This is a genomic window from Cryobacterium glaciale, from assembly GCF_004402535.1.
Classification (GTDB): Bacteria; Actinomycetota; Actinomycetes; order Actinomycetales; family Microbacteriaceae; genus Cryobacterium; species Cryobacterium glaciale.
This window is the reverse complement of record NZ_SOEY01000019.1, coordinates 158,424-182,275: the sequence shown is the minus strand read 5'-3', so window position 1 is coordinate 182,275 and position 23,852 is coordinate 158,424. Positions and strand designations below refer to the sequence as shown.

Sequence of the window (23,852 nt, the reverse complement as noted above, 5' to 3'; positions counted from 1 at the left end):
CCGGTCACGAAAATAGCCGCGAGTTCCGCCCTGGTGCTGCTCATGCTGCTGCTGCCGCTGCTGAATATCAGCATTCCCGGGGTCTTTCCAGGCCCGACCTACACTCCGGGCACCCTGCAATTGCTCGCCTACGCCATGCTCATCGCGGCCCTCGCGCTCAGCTACCACCTGCTGTTCGGGCTGGCCGGCATGCTCTCGTTCGGGCATGCGCTGTTCTTCGCGGCCGGGGCCTACGGTCTCGGCATCGTGTTGCGCAACTTCTCGCCGAGCTGGTTGCCGGCCGGCGCGACGTTCGTCGCGGCCATCCTCATCACCGTGCTGATCGGTTTCGTCCTGGCCGCGCTGGTCGGATCGGTGAGTTTGCGCGTCACCGGCATTTCCTTCGCCATGGTCACCCTCGCCTTCGCGCAGGCCGGTTCGGTCGTGGTACGCCGCAACCCGGGCGGGCAGACCGGCGGTGAGGAAGGGCTCACCCTCGACGTCTCACACGTGCCCGACGCTCTCGTTGGGGTGCTCAACACCCGCAACCTGTACTGGCTTTCGCTCGCGGTGCTCGTCTTTGTCTACCTCGTGGTGTTGTGGGTGGAAAAGTCGCGAGCCGGGCACGTCGTGGCCGCGACGCGCGAAAACGAACAACGAGCACGCGTCATCGGCATCCGTCCCTACTTTGTGCGACTGCTCATCTTCGGCATCGCCGGTGCGCTCGCCGCCCTGGCCGGCGCCGCGTTCCTGCTGTTGCAGAGCGGGGTGTCTCCTCGGGTCGCGACGCCGGACTTCACCCTGACGCTGCTCGTGATCGTCGTGCTCGGCGGCGTTGGGCTGCGCTGGGGTGCGGTGCTCGGCGCGATCGTCTACACGCTGCTCGACCAGCGGCTGACCGCCCTTGCCGGGTCCGAGTTCATCGCCCGACTGCCCGACCTGCTGCGAATTCCGCTGTCGCAGCCGTTGTTCATTCTCGGCACCCTGTTTATTCTCGTGGTGTTGTTCCTTCCGGGAGGGCTCGCCGGCCTGACCGAACGCGGCGGGCGGCCGCATCGGCCGTCACGTCGCAGCCGGGAGCGCATGCTTGAGGTGGAGGAGATATGACCGACGACCTGCACACCCTGGGCCGGTGGACCCGGGACCGCGCCAGAGCCACCCCCGAACGCGTCGCCGTCGACGACCGCGGCGTCACACTGCGCTACCGCGACCTCGACGACCGGGCCGGCGACCTCGCCGCAGCGTTTCGCGCCGCCGGATTCGGCGTCGGTGACCGGGTCGCGACCATCACCGGCAACAGCTCGGACCAGGTCGTGCTGTTCTTCGCCTGCGCCCAGGCCGGCATCGTGCTCGTGCCGCTATCCTGGCGGCTCGCGCCCCGGGAGCTCGCCGCGCAGTTGCAGCTCGCTGATCCGGCACTGTTGCTGGTGGAAGACGAGTTCCAAACCCTGGCAACGGATGCCCAGAGTCGACTTCCCGGGCCTCTCCCGTCAACGCTGCTCGGCGTTCGTGGTGTTGAAACGGTCGTGCCGTCCCCGCGCCGCGGCTGGGACGAGCCGCTGGTGACCCGATCCGTGCAGGACGACGACCCCCTGCTGATCGTGTTCACCTCCGGCACCCTCGGCCCGGCCAAGGGCGTCGTGCTGACCCACTCGAATTGCTTCTGGACCAACCTGTCGCTCTCCCGCATCACCGAGATCACCAGCAAGGACGTCGTCCTCTCGGTCATGCCGCAGTATCACGTGGGCGGCTGGAACATTCAGCCGCTATTGGCCTGGTGGATGGGCGCAACCGTCGTGCTCGAGCGCACCTTCGACCCCGGTCGGGTGCTGCACCTCATCGCGGACCGCCGCATCACGACGATGATGGGTGTGCCAGCGAACTACCTGTTCCTCGCGCAACACCCGGACTTTGCCGCGACAGACCTGTCCAGTCTCAACCATGCCGTCGTCGGCGGGGCGCCAATGCCGGCGCCGCTGCTGCGCACCTGGCACGCCCGCGGTGTGGCCCTCACCCAGGGTTATGGGCTGACCGAAGCGTCCCCGAACGTGTTGTGCCTGCCCGACGACGAGGCGCGCAGCATGGTCGGCTATGCCGGCAAGCCGTACCCGCACGTGGAGGTTGCCGTGGCCGATCCGGTCACCGGCGACCTGCTCGGGGGTGCCGCCACTGGCGAACTGCTCGTGCGCGGTCCCGGCGTGTTTTCCGGCTACTTTCGCGCCCCGGAGGAGACCGCCCGAACCCTGCGCGGCGGCTGGCTGCACACCGGCGACCTCGTGCGCCGCGACAAGCACGGCTACTTCGCCGTGCTTGACCGGCTCACCGACATCTTCATCTCCGGCGGTGAGAGCGTCGCTCCCGCCGAGGTGGAAACCGTTGTGATCGAGCACGCCGCGGTCGCCGACGTCGCCGTCATCGGGGTTCCGCACGAGCGCTGGGGCGAGGTCGGCGCCGCTTTCATCGTGCTGGCGCCAGGCTTCTCGCCCGATGAGGCTGGCATCCTGGCCTACGCCCGCACCCAGCTGGCCGCATTCAAGGTGCCGGCGTTCGTGCGTTTCCTGCCGGAGATTCCACGATCCCTCGGCAGCAAGGTACTGCGGCGCCAGCTGCTGGAGCATTGGCACCACGGTCTTGATTTTGAGAAGATAGGACACGAACAATGAGCGCCGGAATGCCGCGCACCGCCAGAGGCGAAGAAACGAAACGCAAACTCATCGAGGCCGCCGAGCAGGTGTTCTCGCGGGTCGGCTACGCCGACGCGTCGATCTCGCGCATAACGGATGCCGCCGGCATCGGCCAGGGCACGTTCTACCTGTACTTCGACTCGAAACTGCAGATCTTCGACGAACTGGTTGAGGACCTGAATCACCGCGTGCGGTTGGCGATGAGTGCGGCATCCGCTGCGACGGAAAACCGCATCGATTCGGAGCGCGCCGGGTTTCGGGCCTTCTTTCAATTCACCGCCGACCACCCGGCCCTGTACCGGGTGATTCGCGAGGCGGAATTCGTCTCGCCTGGCGCCCTCCGCCTGCACTACACCCGCATCGTCGAGGGGTATATCACCGGCCTGCGGGCGGCCGGAGCGGCGGGGGAGATCAGCGACATCGATCCGACCGTCGCCGCCTGGGCACTCATGGGCATCGGTGAAATGATCGGCATGCGCTGGGTGTTGTGGGGGGACGAGGCCAGCGGCGACGAGGGCGTCGAGGGCTCCGCAGCCGATCCGTTCGCGAGCGGAACCCGGGCTGTGCCCGAGCACGTCTTCGAGCAGATGATGCGCTTCATCGAGGGTGCGCTCGGCGCCACGCGACACGCTGAAGTGAGGAACCCGTGAGAGACGAGTATCAGCCGTTCCGTGCCCCGGTTGCCGGGGGAGACCTGTTCGGCGGCCAGTGGCGCGCCGAGCAACCGGGCGAGGACGAGGCGACGGTACTCGCCATCCATGGCATCACCGCCTCCCACCTGACCTGGCCGTGGCTGGCCGACCGCCTGCCCGGCCAGCGGATGATCGCTCCCGACCTGCGCGGGCGCGCTCGCAGCAACGCGCTGCCCGGACCATTCGGGCTGCGTCGCCACGCCGACGATCTGGCCCGGCTGCTGGACTTTCTGGAGGTGGACCGAGCGGTCGTGGTCGGTCACTCGATGGGTGCGTTCGTCGCCGTCTGGCTCGCGCATCTCAACCCCGACCGGGTCGACTCGCTCGTGCTGGTCGACGGTGGCTTGCCCATTCCTCGTGACGCTGGAATTGACCCGCTGCTCATGCTCGGCCCGGCGGCCGAACGACTGTCGCAGACCTTCGAGACAGAGACGGCGTACCTGGACTTCTGGCGCGGTCACCCCGCGTTCGCGTCCGATTGGTCGTCTCGGGTGGCCGATTTCGCCCGGTACGACCTCGACGGTGCCGCGCCGCTGCTGCACCCATCGGCGCGGCTGGCAGCCGTGGCCGAAAACGTGATGGAACTCAACGGTTCCGACGGGTTCGCCGAGGCACTGGCCGGACTCAGCGTGCCAATCGACTTTCTGCGGGCACCGCGCGGGCTGCAGGACGAACCGACCGCGCTCTACGACCGCGCGGCCGCCGCCGACTGGTCGGCGTCGCTGCCGACCCTGACCGTGCACGAGGTCGACGACGTCAATCACTACACAATCGTTATGAGCAACCGTGGCGCCGACCGGGTGGCGCAGGCCGTGAAGGAGCAGATCATGGAGTCAGAGAGGACCCCGACATGACTATATTCGACGGCATCACCGAACGCAGCGTTCTCACCCCGCGGCTGCGCGCCGGCGTGCTGGAACGGCCGGCTACAGCAGCCGAGACCGCGACCGTCGTCTTTGTACACGGCAACGTGTCGTCGTCCCTTTTCTGGCAGCCGCTCATGCTGGCCTTGCCGGCGTCGGTACGGGCGCTCGCCATCGACCTGCGCGGTTTCGGCACCAGTGCGATCCTGCCGGTCGATGCCACGCGCGGTCTGGCCGACTATTCCGACGATGTCGCCGCAGTGCTCGCCGAGCTCGGCGTCGACCGGGCGCACCTGGTGGGGTGGAGCATGGGTGGCGGTGTGACGATGCAGCTGCTGCTCGACCACCCCGGGCTGATTAGTACGCTGACCCTGGTCGCTCCGGTCTCGCCCTACGGCTTCGGCGGTACCGGGGGAGCGGATGGTCATCGGCTCACCCTCGACGATGCCGGCACGGGCGGTGGCGGGGCCAACCCCGACTTCATCGCCCGGCTGCAGAGCGGTGATCGCGGTTCCGACCCGACCAGCCCGCGTACCGTCTACCAGACCACCTACGTCAAGCCGCCGTTCACGTCGGAGCACGACGACATCTGGGTTGAGTCGATGCTCACCACGGCGACCGGCATCGGCAACTATCCGGGGGACTCGATCCATTCCGAGAATTGGCCCGGCTTTGCTCCCGGCGGCAACGGCGTGCTCAATACCATGTCGCCAGGCCACTTCAACACGACCGGCATCGTCGACCTGGCTGAGAAACCGGCCATCCTGTGGATCCACGGCAGCGACGACGTCATCGTGTCGGATACCTCGTTCTTCGACCTCAACTTTCTCGGCCAACTCGGCGTCATTCCGGGCTGGCCTGGCGCCGAGGTCGCGCCGCCGCAGCCGATGATCCAACAGACCCGCGCCGTGCTGGACGCCTACCGGGCCGCCGGTGGAGAGGTGACCGAACTGGAACTGGCCGACTGTGGACACTCGCCGCACCTCGAACACCCGGCGGCGTTCCTGGAGGCGCTGCTGGCCCAGCTCGAGCGCTGAACCGCGGCGGCACTCAGCTTGACTCACACCACGACAACTAAGCTAGGCAAGTGGCTGCAATCAACTTGGGGATGCCCAAAGTACCTGAGGTACTCGCTCCCAGACGTAAATCCCGTCAGATCAAGGTCGGAAAGGTCCTCGTCGGTGGCAATGCTCAAGTGAGCGTGCAATCGATGACGACCACCCCGACCACGAACATCAACGCGACCCTCCAACAGATCGCCGAACTGACGGCGAGCGGATGCGACATCGTGCGCGTCGCGGTGCCCACGCGCGATGACGCCGAGGTGCTGTCGATCATCGCGAAGAAGAGCCAGATTCCGGTCATCGCGGACATCCACTTTCAGCCGAACTACGTCTTCGCCGCGATCGACGCCGGCTGCGCTGCTGTGCGGGTGAACCCCGGCAATATCCGCAAGTTCGACGACCAGGTCGGCAAGATCGCCGCTGCTGCCAAGGCGGCCGGCGTGAGCCTGCGCATCGGCGTCAACGCCGGTTCGCTCGAGCCGAGCCTCATGCAGAAGTACGGCAAGGCCACCCCGGAGGCTCTCGTGGAGAGCGCCGTCTGGGAGGCGAGCCTGTTCGAAGAGCATGACTTTCACGACTTCAAGATCTCCGTCAAGCACAACGACCCGGTCATCATGGTCAAGGCTTACCGGCTGCTCGCCGAGCGCGGCGACTGGCCGTTGCACCTCGGCGTCACCGAGGCCGGCCCGAGCTTTCAGGGCACGATCAAGAGCGCCACGGCGTTCGGTCTCCTGCTCGGCGAGGGTATCGGGGACACCATCCGTGTGTCGCTCAGCGCCCCCCCGGTCGAGGAGATCAAGGTGGGCCTGCAGATTCTGCAATCGCTCAACCTGCGCGAACGCAAGCTGGAGATCGTCTCCTGCCCCAGCTGCGGCCGGGCCCAGGTGGATGTCTACAAGCTCGCCAACGATGTCACCGACGGGCTCGAGGGCATGACCGTGCCGCTCCGCGTCGCGGTCATGGGTTGCGTCGTCAACGGACCGGGCGAGGCCCGCGAGGCCGACCTCGGTGTCGCGAGCGGCAACGGCAAGGGTCAGATCTTCGTGCGCGGCGAGGTTATCAAGACCGTGCCAGAGTCCGAGATCGTGAAGACCCTCATCGAAGAGGCCAACCGGCTCGCCGCCGAGATGCCCGCTGCCGCGCTCGGCAGCCCCACGGTCTCCGTCGGCGCGAACTAGCGGCGCAGCTGCGGGGTTGCGCCGCGGCATCCGCTCGATGCGCGCTCAATTGCTGCTGGCGCGGCCACGAACTGCTCGCGCGGCTGGCGTGCCCGACGCGCGAGCAGAAGGCGGCCGCGCGACTGAGCGTTCTTCGCTGTGCATATACCCTATAGGGTATATGCACACGGTGCTACGGGCACCGAGACGACGAGCGACGTGCGGCCGTATGTGGCCGCCGCTGCCCTGGCGCTGCTGGTCTGGGCGCTGCACGAGCGCCTCGGCAGTGAGCGCAAGGCCACGCGCGCAACCCTGACCGGGAGCGTCGACGGCGAGGTCTGCACCACCTGCCGACCCCTATTTGCCCGCCCAACGCCGTGAAGCACTCCGCCGTGAATGAGCGTGGGGGAGTGGATGGTGGCGCGCGCGTAAGGTAGACGGGTGCCTACACGTCTCTCCAACTACTTCCTCCGTACTCTCCGCGAAGACCCCTCCGACGCCGAGGTGACCAGCCACCGCCTCCTCGTGCGGGCCGGCTACATCCGTCGCCAGGCCCCGGGTATTTTCGCCTGGCTGCCACTCGGCCTGCGGGTGAAGGCAAAAGTGGAGCGCATCATCCGTGAGGAGATGACCGCGGCCGGCGCGCACGAGGTGCACTTTCCGGCCCTGCTGCCGCGCGAACCGTACGAACTGACCGGCCGCTGGGACGAATACGGCGAGGGACTGTTTCGCCTGAAGGACCGCAAGGGCTCCGACATGCTGCTCGCGCCGACCCACGAAGAGGTCTTCGCGCTGCTCGTGAAAGACCTGTACAGCAGCTACAAGGACCTGCCGCTGTCGATCTACCAGATTCAGGACAAGTACCGCGACGAGGCACGCTCACGCGGCGGACTGCTGCGCGGCCGCGAATTCACCATGAAAGACGCGTACTCCTTCGACTACACCGACGCCGGCCTCGACCTGAGCTACCAGCTGCAGCGCGACGCCTACGAGCGAATATTCACCCGCTTCGGCCTCGAGTACGAGATTGTGCAGGCGGATGCCGGCGCGATGGGCGGCTCCAAGAGCGAAGAGTTCTTGCACCCGACCCCGGTCGGTGAAGACACCTTCGTGCGCAGCGCCGGCGGCTACGCGGCTAACATCGAGGCGTTCCGCACCCTCGTTCCGGCCGGCCGGGATTTCAGCGCGCTGCCCGCCGCGCAGATCTTCGACACCCCGAACACCCCGACCATCCAGACCCTGGTCGACAAGGCCAACGCCGAGCACCCGCGCCTCGACGGTCGCGAGTGGACCGCAGCCGACACCCTCAAGAACGTCGTGCTCGCGCTCACGCACCTCGACGGCACCCGGGAACTCATCGCGATCGGCGTTCCCGGCGACCGCGAGGTCGACCTCAAGCGCGTCGAGGTCGCCTTCGCCCCCGCCGAGGTCGAGGCGGCCAACGAGGGCGACTTCGCCAAGAACCCGGGCCTGGTCAAGGGGTACATCGGCCCGTGGGGCGCCCAGGGCGCCGTTCTTGGTACCAAATCGACCACCGGCATCCGTTTTCTGGTCGACCCGCGCGTGGTTGCGGGCACCGAGTGGATCACCGGTGCCAACGAAGACAATCGGCACGTGTTCGGCCTCGTCGCCGGCCGTGACTTCGCCATCGACGATGTGGTCGAGGCCTCTGACGTACGCGCCGGCGACCCGGCCCCCGACGGAAGCGGCCCGGTTGAACTCATTCGCGGCATGGAAATCGGGCACGTCTTCCAGCTCGGTCGCAAGTACGCCGAGGTACTCGGCCTCAAGGTCCTCGACGAGAACGGCAAGCTGGTCACCGTCACGATGGGATCGTACGGCATCGGCGTCACCCGCATCCTCGCGGTCATCGCCGAACTCAACAACGATGCAAAGGGCCTGATCTGGCCCGAATCGGTCACCCCGTTCGACGTGCACGTGATCGCCACCGGCCGGGACGAGATCGTTTTTGACACCTCGGAGGCCGTCGTCGCCGCGATCGAAGCCACCGGTCGCGAGGTGCTCTACGACGACCGACGCAAGGTCTCGCCCGGAGTCAAGTTCGGCGATGCCGAGCTCATCGGGGTGCCGTGGATCGTCATCGTCGGTCGCGGCGCCGCCGACGGCATCGTCGAACTGTGGAACCGCCGCACCGGCGACCGCGAGCAGGTCGACGTAGCTGACGTCGCCAGGCATTTCGCCCAGTGACAAATTAAGTACCCCGTTTTATCGAGAGCGGATGCTGCCGGCTGGCCCAGCCGGCAGCATCCGCTCTTCGGCAAACCCGCTGGAACCGGCCCAGTCCGGGCGAGTGGGTGACGGGGCACCGCAGATTCGGGTACCGTAGTATCCAGCCCGCTGCGCGGTTTCGCGGCGGCAAGATCTGAATAGAGGAGGCCGGCCATGGACATCGACCTCAGTGTTTTGCGGCTACTGGAGCGCGAAAAAGAGATTCCCTTTGAGGAACTCGTGCAAATCATCGAACAGGCGATTCTTACCGCCTATGTCAAGCACATCCAGCAAGACGTCACGAAGTTCGAGGCTTCGAAGCTTGCTGAAGCCAAGCACGATATGCAGGAAGTCCCCGAAGCGCGCGTCGTTCTCGACCGCAAAACCGGGCACGTGGACATCTTCATCCCCGAGCACGACAATGAGGGCAACGTCATCGGCGAAGCCGTAGACAACCCCACCGACTTCGGTCGCATCGCCGCCTTCGCCGCCAAGCAGGTCATCAACCAGCGCCTGCGTGACCTGGCCGATGATGCGGTGCTCGGCGAGTTCAAGGGCCGTGAAGGTGACATTATCGCCGGAATCATCCAGCAGGGTCCAAACCCCCGCATGATCCACGTCGACCTCGGCACTATCGAAGCGATCATGCCCCCCGAGGAGCAGGTTCCCACCGAGACCTACGTGCACGGCGCGCGCATTCGCGTCTTCGTCACGGCCGTCGGTCGCGGACTCAAGGGCCCGCAGATCACCGTGTCGCGCACCCACCCGTCGCTCGTGCGCAAACTGTTCGCACTCGAGGTGCCCGAGATCGCCAGCGGAGTTGTCGAGATCGTGTCGCTCGCCCGCGAGGCCGGCCACCGCACCAAGATCGCCGTGCGCGCGACCGAGCCCGGCGTCAATGCCAAGGGTGCCTGCATCGGTGAGCTCGGCCAGCGCGTGCGCGCCGTGACCGTTGAGCTGAACAACGAGAAGATCGACATCGTCGACTTCTCGCCCGACCTGGCGACCTTTGTCGCGAGCGCCCTGTCGCCGGCCAAGGTGACGAGCGCCTACGTGATCGACGAGTCGATCAAGGCTGTTCGTGCCCTCGTGCCCGACTACCAGCTCTCGCTCGCGATCGGCAAAGAGGGCCAGAACGCCCGCCTCGCGGCCAAGCTGACCGGTGCGAAAATCGACATCCAGCCGGACAGCATTCTGGAGGATGCCGAATAGGGGGTACGATGGACTCCGTAAGAACGTGTATTGGCTGCCGTTCGCGCGCCCCTCGATCCTCACTTTTGCGGATCGTTGCTGGGAAATCAGAAATTGTGGTGGATGAAACCGCCACAATGCCCGGTAGAGGTGCGTGGCTGCATGCCCGTGAATCGTGCTTTCAGGACGCCGTAAGGCGACACGCTTTCGGGCGTGCCTTTCGCGTGACCAGGTCACTGGACGCGAAACAACTAGAGAACAGGCTGAATTGGCTTATGGATAACTAATGAGCGGCTCGAAATGAGACCCGTCCGTTACTAACGGTCTGCCCCTTTCCGGGTGCAGACCCGGAACAGGAGAATTGTGGCTGCGAAACCACGCGTACACGAGATCGCTACCGAGCTCGGAGTCGACAGCAAGGTAGCCCTTGCTAAATTGAAAGAAATGGGCGAGTTCGTAAAAGGACCGTCCTCCAGTGTTGAACCGCCCGTAGCGCGTCGCCTCCGCGCCGCTCTCGAGGCGGAAAGTGCCGCCGCCAAGGCTGCAACCCCCGCGTCCGCCGCTGGTGCAGCTGCCGCTGCAACCACGAAGGCAACGCCGGCTCGTCCGAGCCACGGTGCCAAGCCGGGCGCCCGTCCCGGCCCCAAGCCCGCTGCCGAACCCGTTGCTCCGGCTGTCGCCGAGCCTGCTCCTCCGGTTGATGCCGCGCCCCTTCCGGTCGCGCCCCTCACCGTCGCCGAGCGCCAGACCCAGGCCGCCGAAAAGGCTGCCGCTGCCGAGAAGGCCGCTGCGGCCGACAAAGCTGCTGCTGCCGACAAGCCGAGCACGGATACCCCCGAAGCGAAGACCACGGAAGGATCGGCTAAGCCGGTCAAGCCGGGCATGCCTCGCCCCGGAGCAGCACGTCCGGGCAACAACCCGTTCGCCAGTAACCAGGGCATGGGACAGCGTCCCACCCAGCCGCCGCGCCCGGGCAACAACCCGTTCGCGAGTGCGCAGGGCATGGGCCAGCGCCCCGCAACCCCCACCCCGAGCAACATCCCGCGCCCTCCGGCACCTCGCCCAGGAGCCCCGCGCCCCGGCGGACCCGGCCAGGCCGCCCGCCCGACCGGTTTCGGTCAGCGTCCAGGCGCCTTCCAGCGCCCCGGCGGCGCCCCGGGTGGAGCCGGTGGAGCACGCCCCGGATTCACCCGTCCCGGCGCTCCTGCCGGAGCTCCCGGCTTCGGCCCGCCCCGCCCTGCCGGCGGTGGCGGTGGAGCCGGTCGCGGCCGCGGCCCGGGCGGTGGCACCGCTGGTGCCTTCGGTCGCGGCGGCGGCAAGAACAAGGCGCGCAAGTCGAAGCGTACGAAGAGAGCAGAGTTCGAGCTGCGCGAGGCCCCGTCGCTGGGTGGAGTATCCGTACCCCGCGGCGACGGTGGAACCGTTGTTCGCCTGCGTCGCGGAGCATCCATCACAGACTTCGCCGACAAGATTGACGCGAGCCCCGGAAACCTCGTCACCGTGCTGTTCCACCTCGGTGAGATGGCTACGGCAACGGAGTCCCTCGATGAGGCCACGTTCGACGTGCTCGGCAGCGAGCTCGGCTACAAGATCCAGATGGTTTCGCCCGATGACGAAGACCGTGAGCTGCTGCTCGCGTTCGACATCGACATCGACCAGGAACTCGAAGACGAAACCGATGAAGACCTCGAGATTCGTCCTCCCGTCGTGACCGTCATGGGCCACGTCGACCACGGTAAGACCGCACTCCTTGACGCGATCCGTAACGCCAAGGTCGCCGAGGGTGAAGCCGGTGGAATCACGCAGCATATCGGTGCGTACCAGATCATCACCGAGCACGAAGGTATCGACCGCGCGCTGACCTTCATCGACACACCGGGCCACGAGGCGTTCACCGCCATGCGTGCTCGTGGTGCGCAGGTCACCGACATCGCCATCCTCGTGGTCGCCGCCGATGACGGCATCATGCCGCAGACGATTGAGGCGCTCAACCACGCCCAGGCCGCCAACGTGCCGATCGTGGTCGCGGTGAACAAGATCGACAAGCCCGGCGCGAACCCGCAGAAGGTGCGTCAGCAGCTCACCGAATTCGGCCTCGTCGCCGAAGAGTACGGCGGAGACGTCATGTTCGTCGACGTGTCGGCCAAGAACAAGACCGGCATCAAGGAGATTCTTGACGCCGTGCTCCTGGTCGCCGACGCCGGACTCGACATGCGCTCCAACCCGAACAAGGATGCCCGTGGTGTCGCCATCGAGGCCCGCCTCGACAAGGGCCGCGGCGCGGTGGCAACCGTGCTCATCCAGTCCGGAACGCTGCACGTCGGAGACTCCATCGTCGCCGGAACGGCCTACGGCCGTGTACGTGCGATGGCCGACGAAAACGGTGTCGCCGTTCTCGCCGCCACGCCGTCCCGTGCGGTTCAGGTGCAGGGCCTGTCGAGCGTTCCCCGCGCCGGCGACACCTTCCTCGTCATCGAGGAAGACCGCACCGCCCGTCAGATCGCCGAGAAGCGTGAAGCCGCCGAGCGCAACGCCCTGCTGGCCAAGGCCCGCAAGCGCATCAGCCTCGAAGACTTCACCCGCGCCCTCGAAGAGGGCAAGGTCGAATCGCTCAACCTCATCATCAAGGGTGACGTCTCCGGTGCCGTTGAGGCCCTGGAAGAGTCGCTGCTCAAGATCGAGGTCGACGATTCGGTTCAGCTGCGCATCATCCACCGTGGTGTCGGTGCGGTCACGGAGAGCGACGTCAACCTCGCCACCGTCGACAACGCCATCATCATCGGATTCAACGTTCGCCCCGACACGAAGGCCCGCGAGCGTGCAGCTCGCGAAGGCGTCGACGTGCGGTTCTACTCCGTCATCTACTCCGCCCTCGAGGACATCGAGAATTCCCTCAAGGGAATGCTCAAGCCCGAGTACGAAGAGATCCAGAGCGGTATCGCCGAAATTCGCGAGGTCTTCAGCTCGTCGAAGTTCGGAAACGTCGCCGGTGTCATCGTGCGCTCCGGTACAATCACCCGAAATGCCAAGGCTCGCGTTATTCGCGAGGGCATCGTGGTGGGGGACAACCTGGGCATCGAGTCGCTGCGTCGCTTCAAGGACGATGTCACCGAGGTCCGCACGGACTTCGAGTGTGGTATCGGACTGGGCAAGTTCAACGACATCCGAATTGGCGATGAGATCGAGACCATCGAAATGAAGGAAAAGCCGCGCGTCTAGCGTTGGTTTTGGGGCGTCGGACTCGGTTACGGGTCCGACGCCGTTGGGGTCGGGTCTCCGCAAATTTCCTTCGAAAAGGAAAGAGCGGGGACCCCTACCCCGATTCCCTTTTCGAAGGAAATTTGCTCCGACCCTCAGCGGGTAGGCAGCATCCGTTTAAAACGGTGATAAGTATAGGAAAACCTGGCGCTAATGCGCCGGTAAAGAGAGAGTGAATCATGGCAGATCCGGAACGCGCCAGAAAGATGGCGGACCGCATTAAGGTCATCATCGCCAAGCGACTGGAACGCGGCCTGCGCGATCCGCGCCTCGGGTTCGTGACCATCACCGACGTGAAGGTCACCGGCGATCTGCAGCACGCCTCGGTGTTCTACACCGTGTACGGCTCGATCGAGGAGCGCACCGACAGCGCAGCGGCTCTGAAGGCCGCCACCGGCCTCATGCGCAGCGAGGTCGGCAAGAACATCACGGCTCGGCTCACGCCGTCGATCGAGTTCATCGCCGACGGAATCCCCGAAAACGCGGCTCTGATCGACGACCTGCTGCGCGAGGCCCACGATCGTGACATCGCGACCGAGGACAGCAAGGGTACTGCCACCTACGCCGGCGACGCCGACCCGTACAAGAAGCCGCGTGACTACGACCTCGAAGAAGACGAGTCAGACGACGACGAAGAGTCCGACGCCGAGAGTACCGCGAAGCATTAGCACCACCAGCACTGCCGACCGGGCCTGGGCCCGGAAACTGGGCCCATGATAGAACGTGGTCCCGCTTTCCGGGCCCGGGCCCGGACAGGTTTAAGGCGGCGGTTTACGGAGCGAGAGATGGGTCGCGGAGGCCGGGGGTGCGCTCGTAACGGGTGAAACGGTAGGGGAGCGCGGCGCTCGAGCGGAGCCATCCGTTTGCGGGGTTGGTGCTGACCCTGGTCCAGGCGGCGTCGAGTTCGGGCGCGAGGGTGTCACCGGCGATCGAGGCGTCGATTTCGGTCACCTCGAGCGTGTCGGCGCGGGAAAGCGCGAGGCGATAGATTTCGGCGCCGCCGATCACCCAGACCGGCCCCTCGGCCAGCGCGAGGGCATCATCGAGGCTGTGGGCAGCGGATGCCCCCGGCGCAGCCCAGTCGCGCTGGCGCGTGATGACGATGTTCTGCCGGCCCGGCAGCGGGCGAAAACGCTCCGGCAGCGAATCCCAGGTGCGCCGCCCCATGATGACGGCGCCGCCCTGGGTGACCGCGCGAAAATGGGCGAGATCCTCCGGCAGATGCCAGGGCATGACCCCGTCGGCTCCGATCACACCGTTCACCGTCTGGGCCCAGATCAGGCCGAGTGTCATACCGCGACCGCGCCCTTGATAGCGGGGTGGTGCTGGTAGTTCTCGAGCACGAGGTCGTCGTATTCGTAGTCGAACAGGCTCCCGCGCCCCGGCTTGATCCGCAGCGTGGGGGAGGGAAACGGGGTGCGGGAGAGCTGCTCGGTGACCTGCTCGACGTGGTTGTCGTAGATGTGGCAGTCGCCGCCGGTCCAGACGAACTCGCCGAGCTCGAGCCCGGCCTGCTCGGCGACGAGCTGGGTGAGCAGGGCGTAGCTGGCAATGTTGAACGGCACGCCCAAGAACAAATCGGCGCTGCGCTGGTACAGCTGGCAGGAGAGTTTGCCGTCGGCGACGTAGAACTGGAACAGCGCGTGGCACGGGGCGAGCGCCATCTTCGGCAGGTCAGCCACGTTCCAGGCCGAGACGATCATTCGCCGGGAGTCAGGGTCGGTGCGGAGGGTGTCGAGGACCTGGCTGATCTGGTCGATGGTCTCGCCATCCGGGGTGGGCCAGGAGCGCCACTGCACGCCGTAGACCGGGCCGAGTTCGCCGCTCTCGTCGGCCCACTCGTTCCAAATGCGCACGCCCTTCTCCTGCAGCCAGGTGACGTTGGAGTCGCCGCGCAGAAACCAGAGAAGTTCGTAGGCGATCGACGCGAAGTGCACCCGCTTGGTCGTCACTAGCGGAAATCCCGCGGCCAGATCGAATCGAAGCTGGCGGCCGAACACGCTGCGGGTGCCGGTTCCGGTGCGATCGGCCTTTTTCGTGCCGTGCTCGAGGGTCTCACGCAGCAGGGCCGCGTACTGCGCGTCGGCGGCGGGATAGCGGGACGGAGAAGCGGCAGGTCGAACTGCGGGGGAAGTCGTTGATGTCACCGGTCAATCGTACTTCCCCGCTCAAGCCGGCAGTGTGTACCCCTCCGGCGCGGGCACGGCGAGCCCGTCGGCCACGAGGCTGGCCAGCGCGCGCTCCAACTGGGCCGCATCCGGCCAGAGGGTGGCGATCTCGGCATCCGTCACCGAGCGGTGGGTTGACCGCAGTTCGGCCATGATGAGGCCGCGCACCTGCCGGTCACTGCCCTCGAATTTCTTCTGCGCCGTCTTGCGGGTGCCGGTGTATTCGGGGTAGGCGGCGGCCCGCCAGGCGCAGTCATTCCGGATCGGGCAGAGCGAGCAGTGCGGGCTTCGGCTGGTGCAGACGACCGCGCCGAGCTCCATGATCGCGGCGTTGAACAGCGCAGCTTCCTGCGCGCTCTGCGGCAGCAGCGCTCCCATCGCGTCCAGGTCCCGGCCCCGGCTGGGCGGCGAGGGTTCCCCGGCGCCCATGATCGCCCGCGCGATCACCCGCCGGGTATTCGTGTCGACGACCGGATGCCGATGGCCATACGCGAACGCGGCCACGGCCCGCGCGGTGTAATCCCCGATGCCGGTCAGGGCCAGCAGATCGTCCAGGTCGGATGGCACCACGCCGTCGTGCAGCTGCGTGATCTGCACGGCCGCGGCGTGCAGCCACAGCGCGCGCCTCGGGTAGCCGAGACTGGACCAGGCCCGCACCGCCTCGCTCGGCGGCACCGCGGCGAGCGACGCCGGTGTCGGCCAGCGCGCCAGCCACTCCTCGAGCCGGGGAATGACCCGGCTCACCGGGGTCTGCTGCAGCATGAACTCGCTAACCAGGATGCCCCACGCCCCGAAGCCATCACGGCGCCACGGCAGATCGCGCGCGTTCGCCACGAACCAGGAGTTGAGGGCGGCGCTGACGGAAGCCGCTTTCACGGGCGCAGAGGGTGTGACGTTCATCCGTTCTAACCTAGGCTCGATTCATGAAGCTGGTTTCCACCCCGCGCATCGACTTTCTGCGCGTCCTCGCCGCCGAGATCCTGCACAATTACGGCCGTGGCCGCACGATCATCGCCATCGACGGAACGGATGCCGCCGCCCGCGCCGCCTTCGCCGACGACCTCGCCGCGGTGTTCCGCGAAGACGAACGGCACGTCTTTCGGGCGAGTCTGCGCTACTTCCAGCACTCGCGCGCCGAGCAGCAGCGACTCGCACCCGACACCCCCGAGCGGATGTACCTGGTCGGCTACGACTACTCGGCGCTCCGCCGGGTGCTGGTCGAACCCTTCCGAATGGGAGGCAGCACGGGTTTCGTCACGGAGGAATTCGACCCCGATCGGGACACCTGGATCCAACCGACCTGGCAGACCGCGCCCGCCGACGCCATCCTGATCATCGACGGCGACTACATCAACCGGCCTGAACTGCACGGCCTCTGGCTGTACAGCGTGCTGTTAGAGGGCGCACCGGCGAGCGAGGCCCAGGCGCATTACCTCGCCGAGGTTCACCCGCGCGACGTCGTGTCGGCCGTCGTCGACACGACGAACCGAGAGGCCCCGCTCCGCGTGCTGACCGACCGGTGCTGAGCATCCGCTCTCTCAGCGGTCGTCGGTGAGTTCCTCGAACCGGGCAAGCACGTCGGCCGGTTTCAGAAAGTTCCGGGTGACCTCGACCTCGTGCACGAGCGTGGTCAGCAGGGTGTTGACCGGCACCGCCCGCCCGGCCAGCCCAGCTTCCCGCACGACCGCGCCGTTGAGGTGGTCGATTTCGGTCAGGTGAGCACGCTTGATGCTCTGCAGCGTTGAGCCGAGATTGGTCACCGGCCCCATCTTCGCCCCCATCCGCAGCGGCAGGGACTGCGCGAGGGCCACCGGAAGTCGCCCGAATACCCGCAGGTTGCGATCAGTGAGTGACTGCAACGATCCGAACGTCACGCCGCGGGCCACACCCACCTGCACGGTCTCCTGCATGCTCGCGGTCAGGATCCGGCGGAGCGGGGCCGAGCCGATCACCGCCTGCACGCTCAGCCCGGTGATGGCCGGCAGGGCGTTGAGCATATTGACGACGAGCTTGGTCCACTGTGCACCGACGAAATTGTCAGCCGCGAGGGTGGGGAATGCGGTAGCCAGCACCGCCTGCCAGCGCTGGGTGGCGGCATCCGTTTGACCGCTGCCCCGACCGAGGTAGCTCGATGCTGCGGTCGTCACCCGCACCCGGCCCGGACCCATGTAGTGCGCGGCGGTGAGGGTGAGCAACCCGAAACAGTCCGAGTGCGGCAGCAGCTGCCCGGCGGTCGACACGCCATCGAGCCCGTTCTGCACCACGATGACCGGTGACCCGTCGAGCAGGTCGGCATTCTCGGAGATGGCGGCTGTGGCATCCTGGGCCTTGGTGCAGATCAGTGTCAGGTCGGGGGTTTCGGTGAGGACCTCCCGCACCAGCACGCGGCACTGGGCATCCCCGAAACCGCCAGTGATGCGAATTCCGTTGTCTTCAATGACCGATCGGGCCGCCTGGTGTGCCGTGACGGTGATCTCGTGCCCGGCACGGGCGAGCAGGGTCGCGAACAGGCCGCCCAGGGCGCCGGCTCCGATTACAGCAATTCGCATTCCCCCAGCCTAGATTGCGTTGTCCAAGTCGCACGCTGATACCCTCAGGAAGTGACCAGCGGCCTTCTACTCATCGACAAGGCGCAGGGCTGGACCAGCCATGACGCTGTCGCCCGAACCCGGCGCCTGGCCGGAACGCGCAAGGTCGGCCATGCCGGCACGCTCGACCCCATGGCGACCGGCCTCCTCGTTCTCGGCATCAACAGTTCGACCCGGCTGCTCACCTACGTCGTCGGCCTCGACAAGGAATACCTCGCGACCATCCGCCTCGGCCAGGCCACCACAACGGATGACGCGGAGGGGGACTGCCTCACCCGCGCCACCGCAGAGACGGTCGCCGCCATCACCCCCGCAGCCATCGCGGCCGGCATCAGCGACCTCAGCGGCTCCATTCGCCAGCAGCCGAGCGCGGTCAGCGCCATCAAGGTGGACGGCAAGCGTGCCTACGCCAGGGTGCGGGCCGGCGAAGACGTGCAGTTGCCGTCCCGCCCGGTGACCGTGAGCGAGTTCGCGCTGCTCTCCAGCACCCTTCGGGACGGTTTTCTCGACCTCGACGTGCGCGTCGAATGCGCCTCCGGCACCTACATTCGTGCGCTGGCCCGCGACCTCGGCGCCGCGCTCGGCGTCGGCGGCCACCTCACGGCCCTCCGCCGCACCCGCATCGGCCCATTCCGCATCGAAAACGCCGCGATGCTGGAACAGGTCGACGTCGCCGCCGACCTTATTTCTCCAGCGGATGCCGCCACCCGGCTGCTCCCGCGCCTCGACCTGTCGGACGAACAGGCCATCGATCTCGGCCACGGCAAACGCATCCGCGTCGAACCCGACGCGACCCGCACCGGACCGGTCGCCGCCATCGCTCCCGGCGGCCGACTGGTCGGACTGGTCGAGTACCGCGGCGACCAGGCCAAGTCGCTGCTGAATTTTCCGCCTGACCTGCCCGCTGAACCACACGAGAGCGAATCGACACCCACGTCATGATCGAATGGTTCACCTGGCTGCAACTGGCCATCGCCGTGGCGGGCGGCCTGCTCTGTGTCGTGCTCGGCCTGGTCGGGCGCAAGCCCACCGACCTCACCATGGGAGCGACCGCGCTGGTCGAACTCCTGCTGATCGTGCAGCTCGCTGCCGCGATCGCGGCGCCGCTGGCCGGCAATACGGCCACCGGCAGCCTGCTCGAGTTCTACACCTACCTCGTCAGCGCCCTTGCGCTCCCGGTCGCGGCCGGATTCTGGGCTCTCGTCGAACGCAGCCGCTGGAGCACGGTGATTCTCGGCGTTACCTGCCTGTCGGTCGCGGTCATGCTGTACCGCATGAACCAGATCTGGAACGTGCAGGGAAGCTGACGCGGTTCCGGGTCGGCTGCGGATGCTGCAATAATTAGCGAACCAGATGAATGCCGAGCAATGACAGACTCCCAGACCGACACGACCGTCCCCTCCAATCGGGTGAGCGGCATCGGTCGACTCCTCATCGCCGTCTACGGCGTGTTGGCCCTCGCCGCAACCGGGCGTTCCTTCGTTCAAATCGTGCGCGCCTTCAGTGAGGCCCCGCTCGCCTACGCGCTGTCGGCCCTCGCCGCCGTGGTCTACATCGTCGCGACGATCGCCCTGGTCAAGCGCACCGCGCTCTGGTATCGCATCGCCTGGGTCACCATCGGCTTCGAACTGTTCGGCGTGCTCCTGGTCGGAACGCTCAGCCTCGTCGACCCCGCACTGTTCCAGCACGCCACCGTGTGGTCGGTCTATGGCAGTGGATACCTGTTCATTCCCCTCGTGCTGCCAGTGCTCGGCATGTGGTGGCTCGCGCGCCACCCGGTATCGCCCATCGGGAGCCGCGCATGAAAACCCTCTATGGCGTCGACTCGGTACCGAGCGACTGGCCGTCCTCGGCCGTGAGCATCGGCAAGTTCGACGGGGTGCACGCCGGGCACCGGGCCGTTATCACCGAACTCAAGGCCATTGCCGCGCGGGAACAGCTCGCCGCCGTCGTGGTCACGTTCGACCGGCATCCCCTTGCCTTGCTCGCTCCGGAATCCTGCCCTAACGCCCTGGTCAGTGCCGAGCAGAAGCTCGACCTGATCGCCGAGACCGGCGTCGACGCGACGCTGCTGCTGGAGTTCAACCACTCCTTGTCGAGCCTGCCGCCGCGGGAATTCATCGAACGCATCCTGGTCACCGCCCTGCACGCTCGCTTCGTGCTGGTCGGCCGCGATTTTCGGTTCGGGGCGAAGGGAGCTGGCGATGTCGCACTGCTGCGTGATCTCGGCGCCGAGTTCGGCTATGAGGTGCGCATGATCGACGACGTGATGCCCGACGGCGAACGCCGGGTGTCGTCGACCTGGATTCGCGAGCTGCTCGCTGCCGGCGATGTGACCGCGGCCGGCCAGATGCTCGGGCACGTGCCGACCGTGCGCGGCGTCGTCGTGCACGGCGCTGCTCGCGGTCGCGAACTGGGCTTTCCCACAGCCAACCTGTCCTCCGATTCCGAGGGTCTGATTCCCGCCGACGGCGTGTATGCCGGCTGGCTGACGGATGCCGGTGCCCGCTACCCGGCCGCCATCTCGGTGGGGAACAACCCCACCTTCGGCGGCGTCGCGCAGAAGCAGGTCGAAGCCTACGTGCTCGACGAGGTCGATCTCGACCTGTACGACCACGTTGTCGACGTCTCATTCGTGGAACGGATTCGCGGCATGGTTGCCTACTCCGGCATCGACCCGCTGATCGTGCAGATGCGCGATGATGTCGCGCAGGTGCGCACGATTCTGCATCTTTTGACGTCGACCTCGACCTTGAGCTAGTCCAGCGGCAGCCGGTCGCCGACGGCGAACCAGGCTGTCGCCCCGAATAGCGGGGCGAGCAAAACAGCCAACACCCAGTTGGTGCGCACGCTCGGGCACAGGTGTGCAGCGCGCCCGATCTGAATCAGGGCAACCAGCGAGAGTACGAGTACGATCATTCCGGCCAGCAGGGCAAGGCCGATGCCCACCCACTCGTCATCGCTTACGTTCCCCATGGCAGATACCATACCAAAGAGTATGTTTTTTGTATAGCCACAAAGGCCGCCAGGCCGCGGGGGCACTCATGGGGGCAGTCCGCCCCGGTACGCTGGGCACACGAGCATTTTCCTGGGGGTTCCATGCCACAACAAGCACGAGCTGTTGAAACGCGCGCCGCGATAATTCGCGGCGCGGCGGCAGCGTTCGAACAGCGCGGCTACGGAAGCACGTCTCTCGCCCAGGTGAGCGCCGCTGCGGGAGTCACCAAGGGCGCACTGTACTTTCACTTCGATTCCAAGGAAGCCCTCGCGGTCGCCATCATCGATGCCCAGCACGAGCAATCGGTCGGTGCTGGTCGACTGCTGCTCGAAAACGACGTGCCCGGCCTGCGTGCCCTCGTGTCGATGTCCTACGAACTGGCTCGACAGCTGCGCGATGACGTCATCGTCAGTGCCGGGGTTCGCCTGACGATTGAAGCGGTCAATTTCTCGACGCCGGTGTCCGCGCCCTATCTGGACTGGATGGTCACGTGTGAGCAATTCCTACGCCGGGGAATTCTCGAGGGCGATGTCGTTCCGACGGTGGACGTGCGTGCAGCTGCCCACTTTTTCACGGCCGCTTTCACGGGGGTGCAGGTTGTCTCCGACGTTCTGACCGGGCGCGGTGATATCGACCAGCGCCTGACGGAGATGTGGGCGATGCTCCTGCCCGGCCTCGTCGCACCCGAACGCTGGGACGACCTGAAGAACCTCGCGGCTGACGTGCAGCGGGAACGCGCCGCGGCCCTGGCCCTAGACTGACCGAGTGAATACAGCCGTCTCGCGCCGACTGCTGCCGGGACGCGGCCTCGCCCTTCTGGGTCTCATCGTGGTCGCGGCGAACCTGCGCACGGCGGTGGCTGCACTTTCGCCGATCGTGACCGAGGTCAACGTCGATATTCCGCTCGGCGCGTTGTCGCTCGGTGTGCTCGGCATGCTTCCCCCGGTGTGTTTCGCCGTCTTCGGCATCTTCAGCCCCATGATCACGCGCCGCCACGGCCTGGAGCTGCCGCTCGTGCTCGCCCTCGTGGCGATCCTGATCGGACACGTCACTCGTGGCCTGTCGGGCTCGATCACCATGCTCGTCCTCGGCAGTGTCATCGCCTTCGCCGGGCTCGGCGTCGGCAATGTGCTCCTGCCGCCGCTGGTCAAGAAATACTTCCCCGACCGCGTCGGGCTCGTGACGAGCCTTTACGTCACCGTCCTCTCGCTGAGCACCCTGATCCCGGCGCTGGTCGCCGTTCCGGTAGCGGATGCCGCCGGCTGGCGCGTCTCGCTCGGCATGTGGATGCTGCTCGCTTTGTTCGCGCTGGTCCCCTGGGTCACCCTGCTCATGCGGCAACGCACCGCAAGAGTATCCGGCCCGGTCGTTGACGAGGCCGACGCCGCGATTCTGGGTCGCCTCTGGAAGTCGTCCATCGCCTGGGCGATCGCCGGCGTGTTCGCTGCGTCATCGCTCAACGCCTACGCCATGTTCGCCTGGCTGCCGCAACTGCTCGTCGACACCGCCGGGGTCAGTCCGGCCCAGGCGGGAACGCTCCTCGCCCTCTACGCCAGCATGGGTATTCCGTGCGCGCTCGTCATTCCGGTGCTCACGGCTCGGCTGACCAACGTGGGACCGCTCGTCTACGTCGGTGTGCTCGTTTTCGTGGCCGGTGACCTCGGGCTGTTGTTGGTGCCAGAGACCCTGACCTGGCTCTGGGTCTGCCTGGCCGGCCTCGGGCCCCTGTTCTTTCCACTCGCACTCGTGCTCATCAACCTGCGCACTCGCACTCACGCCGGTGCCGTCGCGCTGAGCAGCTTCGTGCAGAGCGTCGGCTACACCCTGGGGGCACTGGGGCCGCTGGTCTTCGGCCTGCTGCACGAGCTCAGCGGCGGGTGGATCTGGCCACTCGGCTTTCTGCTGACCAGCGCGCTGGTCATCGTCATCGCCGGCGCCGTGATCGGTCGTCCGCACGTGCTGGAGGACGATCTCGAACGCTCGCGCTGACGGGCGGCGTTCGGGACAGGCCCCAAGCGCGCTTAGGGCACCAGCTCGGCGCGGTGGATCAACGCCGCGGCGCCGATCAGCGGGCCGTCGCCCGAAAGCGCCGAGGCTACCACGCGCACCCGGGTGGCGTAGGCGAACTGCACGCGCTGGGCGATGGCCTCCCGCGCGAACACGAGCAGGTCGCCTGTGACGTTGGAGAAGCCGCCGCCGATGGCGACGAGGTCGAGGTCGAGCAGCGTCGCGGCGGAGGCGATCGCCTGGCCGAGCGCCCGGCCGCTGCGCGCGACGGCTGCCACCGCAACCGGGTCGGCGGTCGCGTAAGCCTGAGCCAGGTCTTCGCCCGACTCGCCGGTGAATCCCTGCCTGCGCGCCCAGGCGACGGTTTTCGGGCCGGAAGCGATCGCCTCGATGCAGCCGACTCCGCCGCAGGCGCACGGGTCGTCAAAGCCGCCCACCTCGATGTGACCGATATGGCCGGCATTGCCAGTCGGCCCCGACGCGGTCACTCCGCCGAGAATGAGGCCGCCGCCGATGCCGGTCGACACGATCATGCCCATCAGATTGTCAACGCCCTTCCCGGCGCCCACCCAGTGCTCGGCGAGCGTGATGCACAGCCCGTCCATGCGCAGGCGCACCGGCAGGTCTGGTACGAGCGCGGCGACCAGCTCTTTCAGCGGGTACTCGCGCCAGACCGGCAGGTTCAGCGGCGACACCGCGCCGTCACTCAGATGAATCGGCCCGGCACAACCGATTCCGACCCCGATCAGGGCCGCGTCGACGGGCAGGGCCGCGCGAGCCTGGGTCACCACACTCGTGACCCAGGCGGCGAGCTGTTCGCTCGACGCGCTCGCGCCGGTAGCCGCCCGACGACGGCTGGCGCCGAGGACAACACCGTGATCATCCACGAGGGCGGCCTCGACCTTGGTGCCGCCGACATCAACGGCGAGAACGTAACGGGGCCGGGCGGTGCTGCTCATGCATCGATCGTACTG

At 66.8% G+C, this 23,852-nt stretch carries 25 protein-coding genes; 19 read left to right on the top strand and 6 right to left on the bottom strand.

Features of this window, described 5'->3' with window-relative positions; translation table 11 throughout:
• Nucleotides 1-42 precede the first annotated feature (42 nt).
• The 12 genes from E3O06_RS10095 to rbfA all read left to right on the top strand — a co-directional run bounded on the left by E3O06_RS10095 (nucleotide 43) and on the right by rbfA (nucleotide 13,785).
• Nucleotides 43-1,086, top strand: a complete 1,044-nt coding sequence (locus tag E3O06_RS10095; RefSeq protein ID WP_420898879.1) for a branched-chain amino acid ABC transporter permease — start codon at nucleotides 43-45, stop codon at nucleotides 1,084-1,086.
• The gene (locus E3O06_RS10090) at nucleotides 1,083-2,642 is read left to right on the top strand and encodes a class I adenylate-forming enzyme family protein (RefSeq protein ID WP_134503254.1); all 1,560 of its coding nucleotides are present in this window, start codon (nucleotides 1,083-1,085) and stop codon (nucleotides 2,640-2,642) included. The genes E3O06_RS10095 and E3O06_RS10090 overlap by 4 nt, the downstream gene beginning before the upstream one ends.
• The gene (locus E3O06_RS10085; protein WP_134503253.1) at nucleotides 2,639-3,313 is read left to right on the top strand and encodes a TetR/AcrR family transcriptional regulator; all 675 of its coding nucleotides are present in this window, start codon (nucleotides 2,639-2,641) and stop codon (nucleotides 3,311-3,313) included. Before E3O06_RS10090 ends, E3O06_RS10085 begins: the two co-directional genes overlap by 4 nt.
• On the top strand, nucleotides 3,310-4,209 hold the full coding sequence (locus tag E3O06_RS10080) for an alpha/beta fold hydrolase (protein ID WP_134503252.1): 900 nt from the start codon (nucleotides 3,310-3,312) through the stop codon (nucleotides 4,207-4,209). Before E3O06_RS10085 ends, E3O06_RS10080 begins: the two co-directional genes overlap by 4 nt.
• Nucleotides 4,206-5,255: an alpha/beta fold hydrolase gene (locus E3O06_RS10075; protein ID WP_134503251.1), complete on the top strand. Its 1,050-nt coding sequence runs from the start codon at nucleotides 4,206-4,208 to the stop codon at nucleotides 5,253-5,255. Before E3O06_RS10080 ends, E3O06_RS10075 begins: the two co-directional genes overlap by 4 nt.
• A 50-nt stretch (nucleotides 5,256-5,305) precedes the next feature.
• Entirely contained in the window at nucleotides 5,306-6,460 is a 1,155-nt protein-coding gene (gene ispG, locus E3O06_RS10070; RefSeq protein ID WP_174843220.1) for a flavodoxin-dependent (E)-4-hydroxy-3-methylbut-2-enyl-diphosphate synthase, read from the top strand.
• Between the two features lie 138 nt (nucleotides 6,461-6,598).
• A complete protein-coding gene (locus E3O06_RS10065) occupies nucleotides 6,599-6,820 on the top strand; it encodes a hypothetical protein (RefSeq protein WP_134503250.1) in 222 nt (73 codons plus the stop codon).
• A 60-nt stretch (nucleotides 6,821-6,880) separates the two neighbouring features.
• Entirely contained in the window at nucleotides 6,881-8,647 is a 1,767-nt protein-coding gene (locus E3O06_RS10060; protein WP_134503249.1) for a proline--tRNA ligase, read from the top strand.
• Between the two features lie 195 nt (nucleotides 8,648-8,842).
• Nucleotides 8,843-9,880, top strand: coding sequence for a transcription termination factor NusA (gene nusA, locus E3O06_RS10055; protein WP_134503248.1), 1,038 nt, complete (start codon nucleotides 8,843-8,845; stop codon nucleotides 9,878-9,880).
• Between the two features lie 8 nt (nucleotides 9,881-9,888).
• A complete protein-coding gene (locus E3O06_RS10050) occupies nucleotides 9,889-10,146 on the top strand; it encodes a YlxR family protein (protein ID WP_134503247.1) in 258 nt (85 codons plus the stop codon).
• Nucleotides 10,147-10,222: 76 nt separating this feature from the next.
• Nucleotides 10,223-13,078 carry a translation initiation factor IF-2 gene (gene infB, locus E3O06_RS10045; protein WP_134503246.1) on the top strand — a complete coding sequence of 952 codons (2,856 nt, stop codon included), beginning with the start codon at nucleotides 10,223-10,225 and terminating at the stop codon, nucleotides 13,076-13,078.
• Between the two features lie 218 nt (nucleotides 13,079-13,296).
• Nucleotides 13,297-13,785 carry a 30S ribosome-binding factor RbfA gene (gene rbfA / locus E3O06_RS10040; protein WP_134503245.1) on the top strand — a complete coding sequence of 163 codons (489 nt, stop codon included), beginning with the start codon at nucleotides 13,297-13,299 and terminating at the stop codon, nucleotides 13,783-13,785.
• Between the two features lie 103 nt (nucleotides 13,786-13,888).
• Here rbfA and E3O06_RS10035 read toward each other — a convergent pair whose 3' ends face one another.
• From E3O06_RS10035 to E3O06_RS10025, 3 genes are all read right to left on the bottom strand, one after another.
• A complete protein-coding gene (locus tag E3O06_RS10035) occupies nucleotides 13,889-14,410 on the bottom strand; it encodes a dihydrofolate reductase (RefSeq protein WP_134503244.1) in 522 nt (173 codons plus the stop codon).
• Nucleotides 14,407-15,183 carry a thymidylate synthase gene (locus E3O06_RS10030; RefSeq protein WP_134503358.1) on the bottom strand — a complete coding sequence of 259 codons (777 nt, stop codon included), beginning with the start codon at nucleotides 15,181-15,183 and terminating at the stop codon, nucleotides 14,407-14,409. The genes E3O06_RS10035 and E3O06_RS10030 overlap by 4 nt, the downstream gene beginning before the upstream one ends.
• Before the next feature lie 102 nt (nucleotides 15,184-15,285).
• Nucleotides 15,286-16,185: an HhH-GPD family protein gene (locus E3O06_RS10025; RefSeq protein WP_134503243.1), complete on the bottom strand. Its 900-nt coding sequence runs from the start codon at nucleotides 16,183-16,185 to the stop codon at nucleotides 15,286-15,288.
• 23 nt (nucleotides 16,186-16,208) lie between these two features.
• On the opposite strand from E3O06_RS10025, the gene E3O06_RS10020 reads away from it, so the two are divergent.
• Nucleotides 16,209-16,811 (top strand): nucleoside/nucleotide kinase family protein, encoded by a 603-nt coding sequence (locus E3O06_RS10020; RefSeq protein ID WP_134503242.1) that lies wholly within the window; start codon nucleotides 16,209-16,211, stop codon nucleotides 16,809-16,811.
• A gap of 12 nt (nucleotides 16,812-16,823) precedes the next feature.
• Here the strand turns inward: E3O06_RS10020 and E3O06_RS10015 are convergent, their stop codons facing one another.
• A complete protein-coding gene (locus tag E3O06_RS10015; RefSeq protein WP_134503241.1) occupies nucleotides 16,824-17,834 on the bottom strand; it encodes a ketopantoate reductase family protein in 1,011 nt (336 codons plus the stop codon).
• A 51-nt stretch (nucleotides 17,835-17,885) separates the two neighbouring features.
• Here E3O06_RS10015 and truB point away from each other — a divergent pair, with 51 nt between their 5' ends.
• Genes truB through E3O06_RS09995 form a run of 4 tightly spaced genes read left to right on the top strand, consistent with a single transcriptional unit; the run spans nucleotide 17,886 to nucleotide 20,634 of the window.
• On the top strand, nucleotides 17,886-18,815 hold the full coding sequence (gene truB, locus E3O06_RS10010) for a tRNA pseudouridine(55) synthase TruB (RefSeq protein ID WP_134503240.1): 930 nt from the start codon (nucleotides 17,886-17,888) through the stop codon (nucleotides 18,813-18,815).
• Complete coding sequence (locus E3O06_RS10005) at nucleotides 18,812-19,180, top strand: hypothetical protein (RefSeq protein WP_134503239.1); 369 nt, start codon at nucleotides 18,812-18,814, stop codon at nucleotides 19,178-19,180. The genes truB and E3O06_RS10005 overlap by 4 nt, the downstream gene beginning before the upstream one ends.
• Nucleotides 19,181-19,240: 60 nt before the next feature.
• Entirely contained in the window at nucleotides 19,241-19,678 is a 438-nt protein-coding gene (locus E3O06_RS10000; RefSeq protein ID WP_134503238.1) for a hypothetical protein, read from the top strand.
• Nucleotides 19,675-20,634 (top strand): bifunctional riboflavin kinase/FAD synthetase, encoded by a 960-nt coding sequence (locus E3O06_RS09995; protein WP_134503237.1) that lies wholly within the window; start codon nucleotides 19,675-19,677, stop codon nucleotides 20,632-20,634. Before E3O06_RS10000 ends, E3O06_RS09995 begins: the two co-directional genes overlap by 4 nt.
• On the opposite strand, the gene E3O06_RS09990 is transcribed toward E3O06_RS09995, so the two are convergent.
• Entirely contained in the window at nucleotides 20,631-20,849 is a 219-nt protein-coding gene (locus tag E3O06_RS09990; protein WP_134503236.1) for a hypothetical protein, read from the bottom strand. The genes E3O06_RS09995 and E3O06_RS09990 overlap by 4 nt on opposite strands.
• A 123-nt stretch (nucleotides 20,850-20,972) precedes the next feature.
• Here E3O06_RS09990 and E3O06_RS09985 point away from each other — a divergent pair, with 123 nt between their 5' ends.
• The gene (locus E3O06_RS09985; RefSeq protein WP_134503235.1) at nucleotides 20,973-21,632 is read left to right on the top strand and encodes a ScbR family autoregulator-binding transcription factor; all 660 of its coding nucleotides are present in this window, start codon (nucleotides 20,973-20,975) and stop codon (nucleotides 21,630-21,632) included.
• Nucleotides 21,633-21,636: 4 nt separating this feature from the next.
• Complete coding sequence (locus E3O06_RS09980; protein WP_134503234.1) at nucleotides 21,637-22,860, top strand: MFS transporter; 1,224 nt, start codon at nucleotides 21,637-21,639, stop codon at nucleotides 22,858-22,860.
• Nucleotides 22,861-22,892: 32 nt separating this feature from the next.
• Here the strand turns inward: E3O06_RS09980 and E3O06_RS09975 are convergent, their stop codons facing one another.
• Nucleotides 22,893-23,837 (bottom strand): ROK family protein, encoded by a 945-nt coding sequence (locus E3O06_RS09975; RefSeq protein ID WP_134503233.1) that lies wholly within the window; start codon nucleotides 23,835-23,837, stop codon nucleotides 22,893-22,895.
• Nucleotides 23,838-23,852 lie beyond the last annotated feature (15 nt).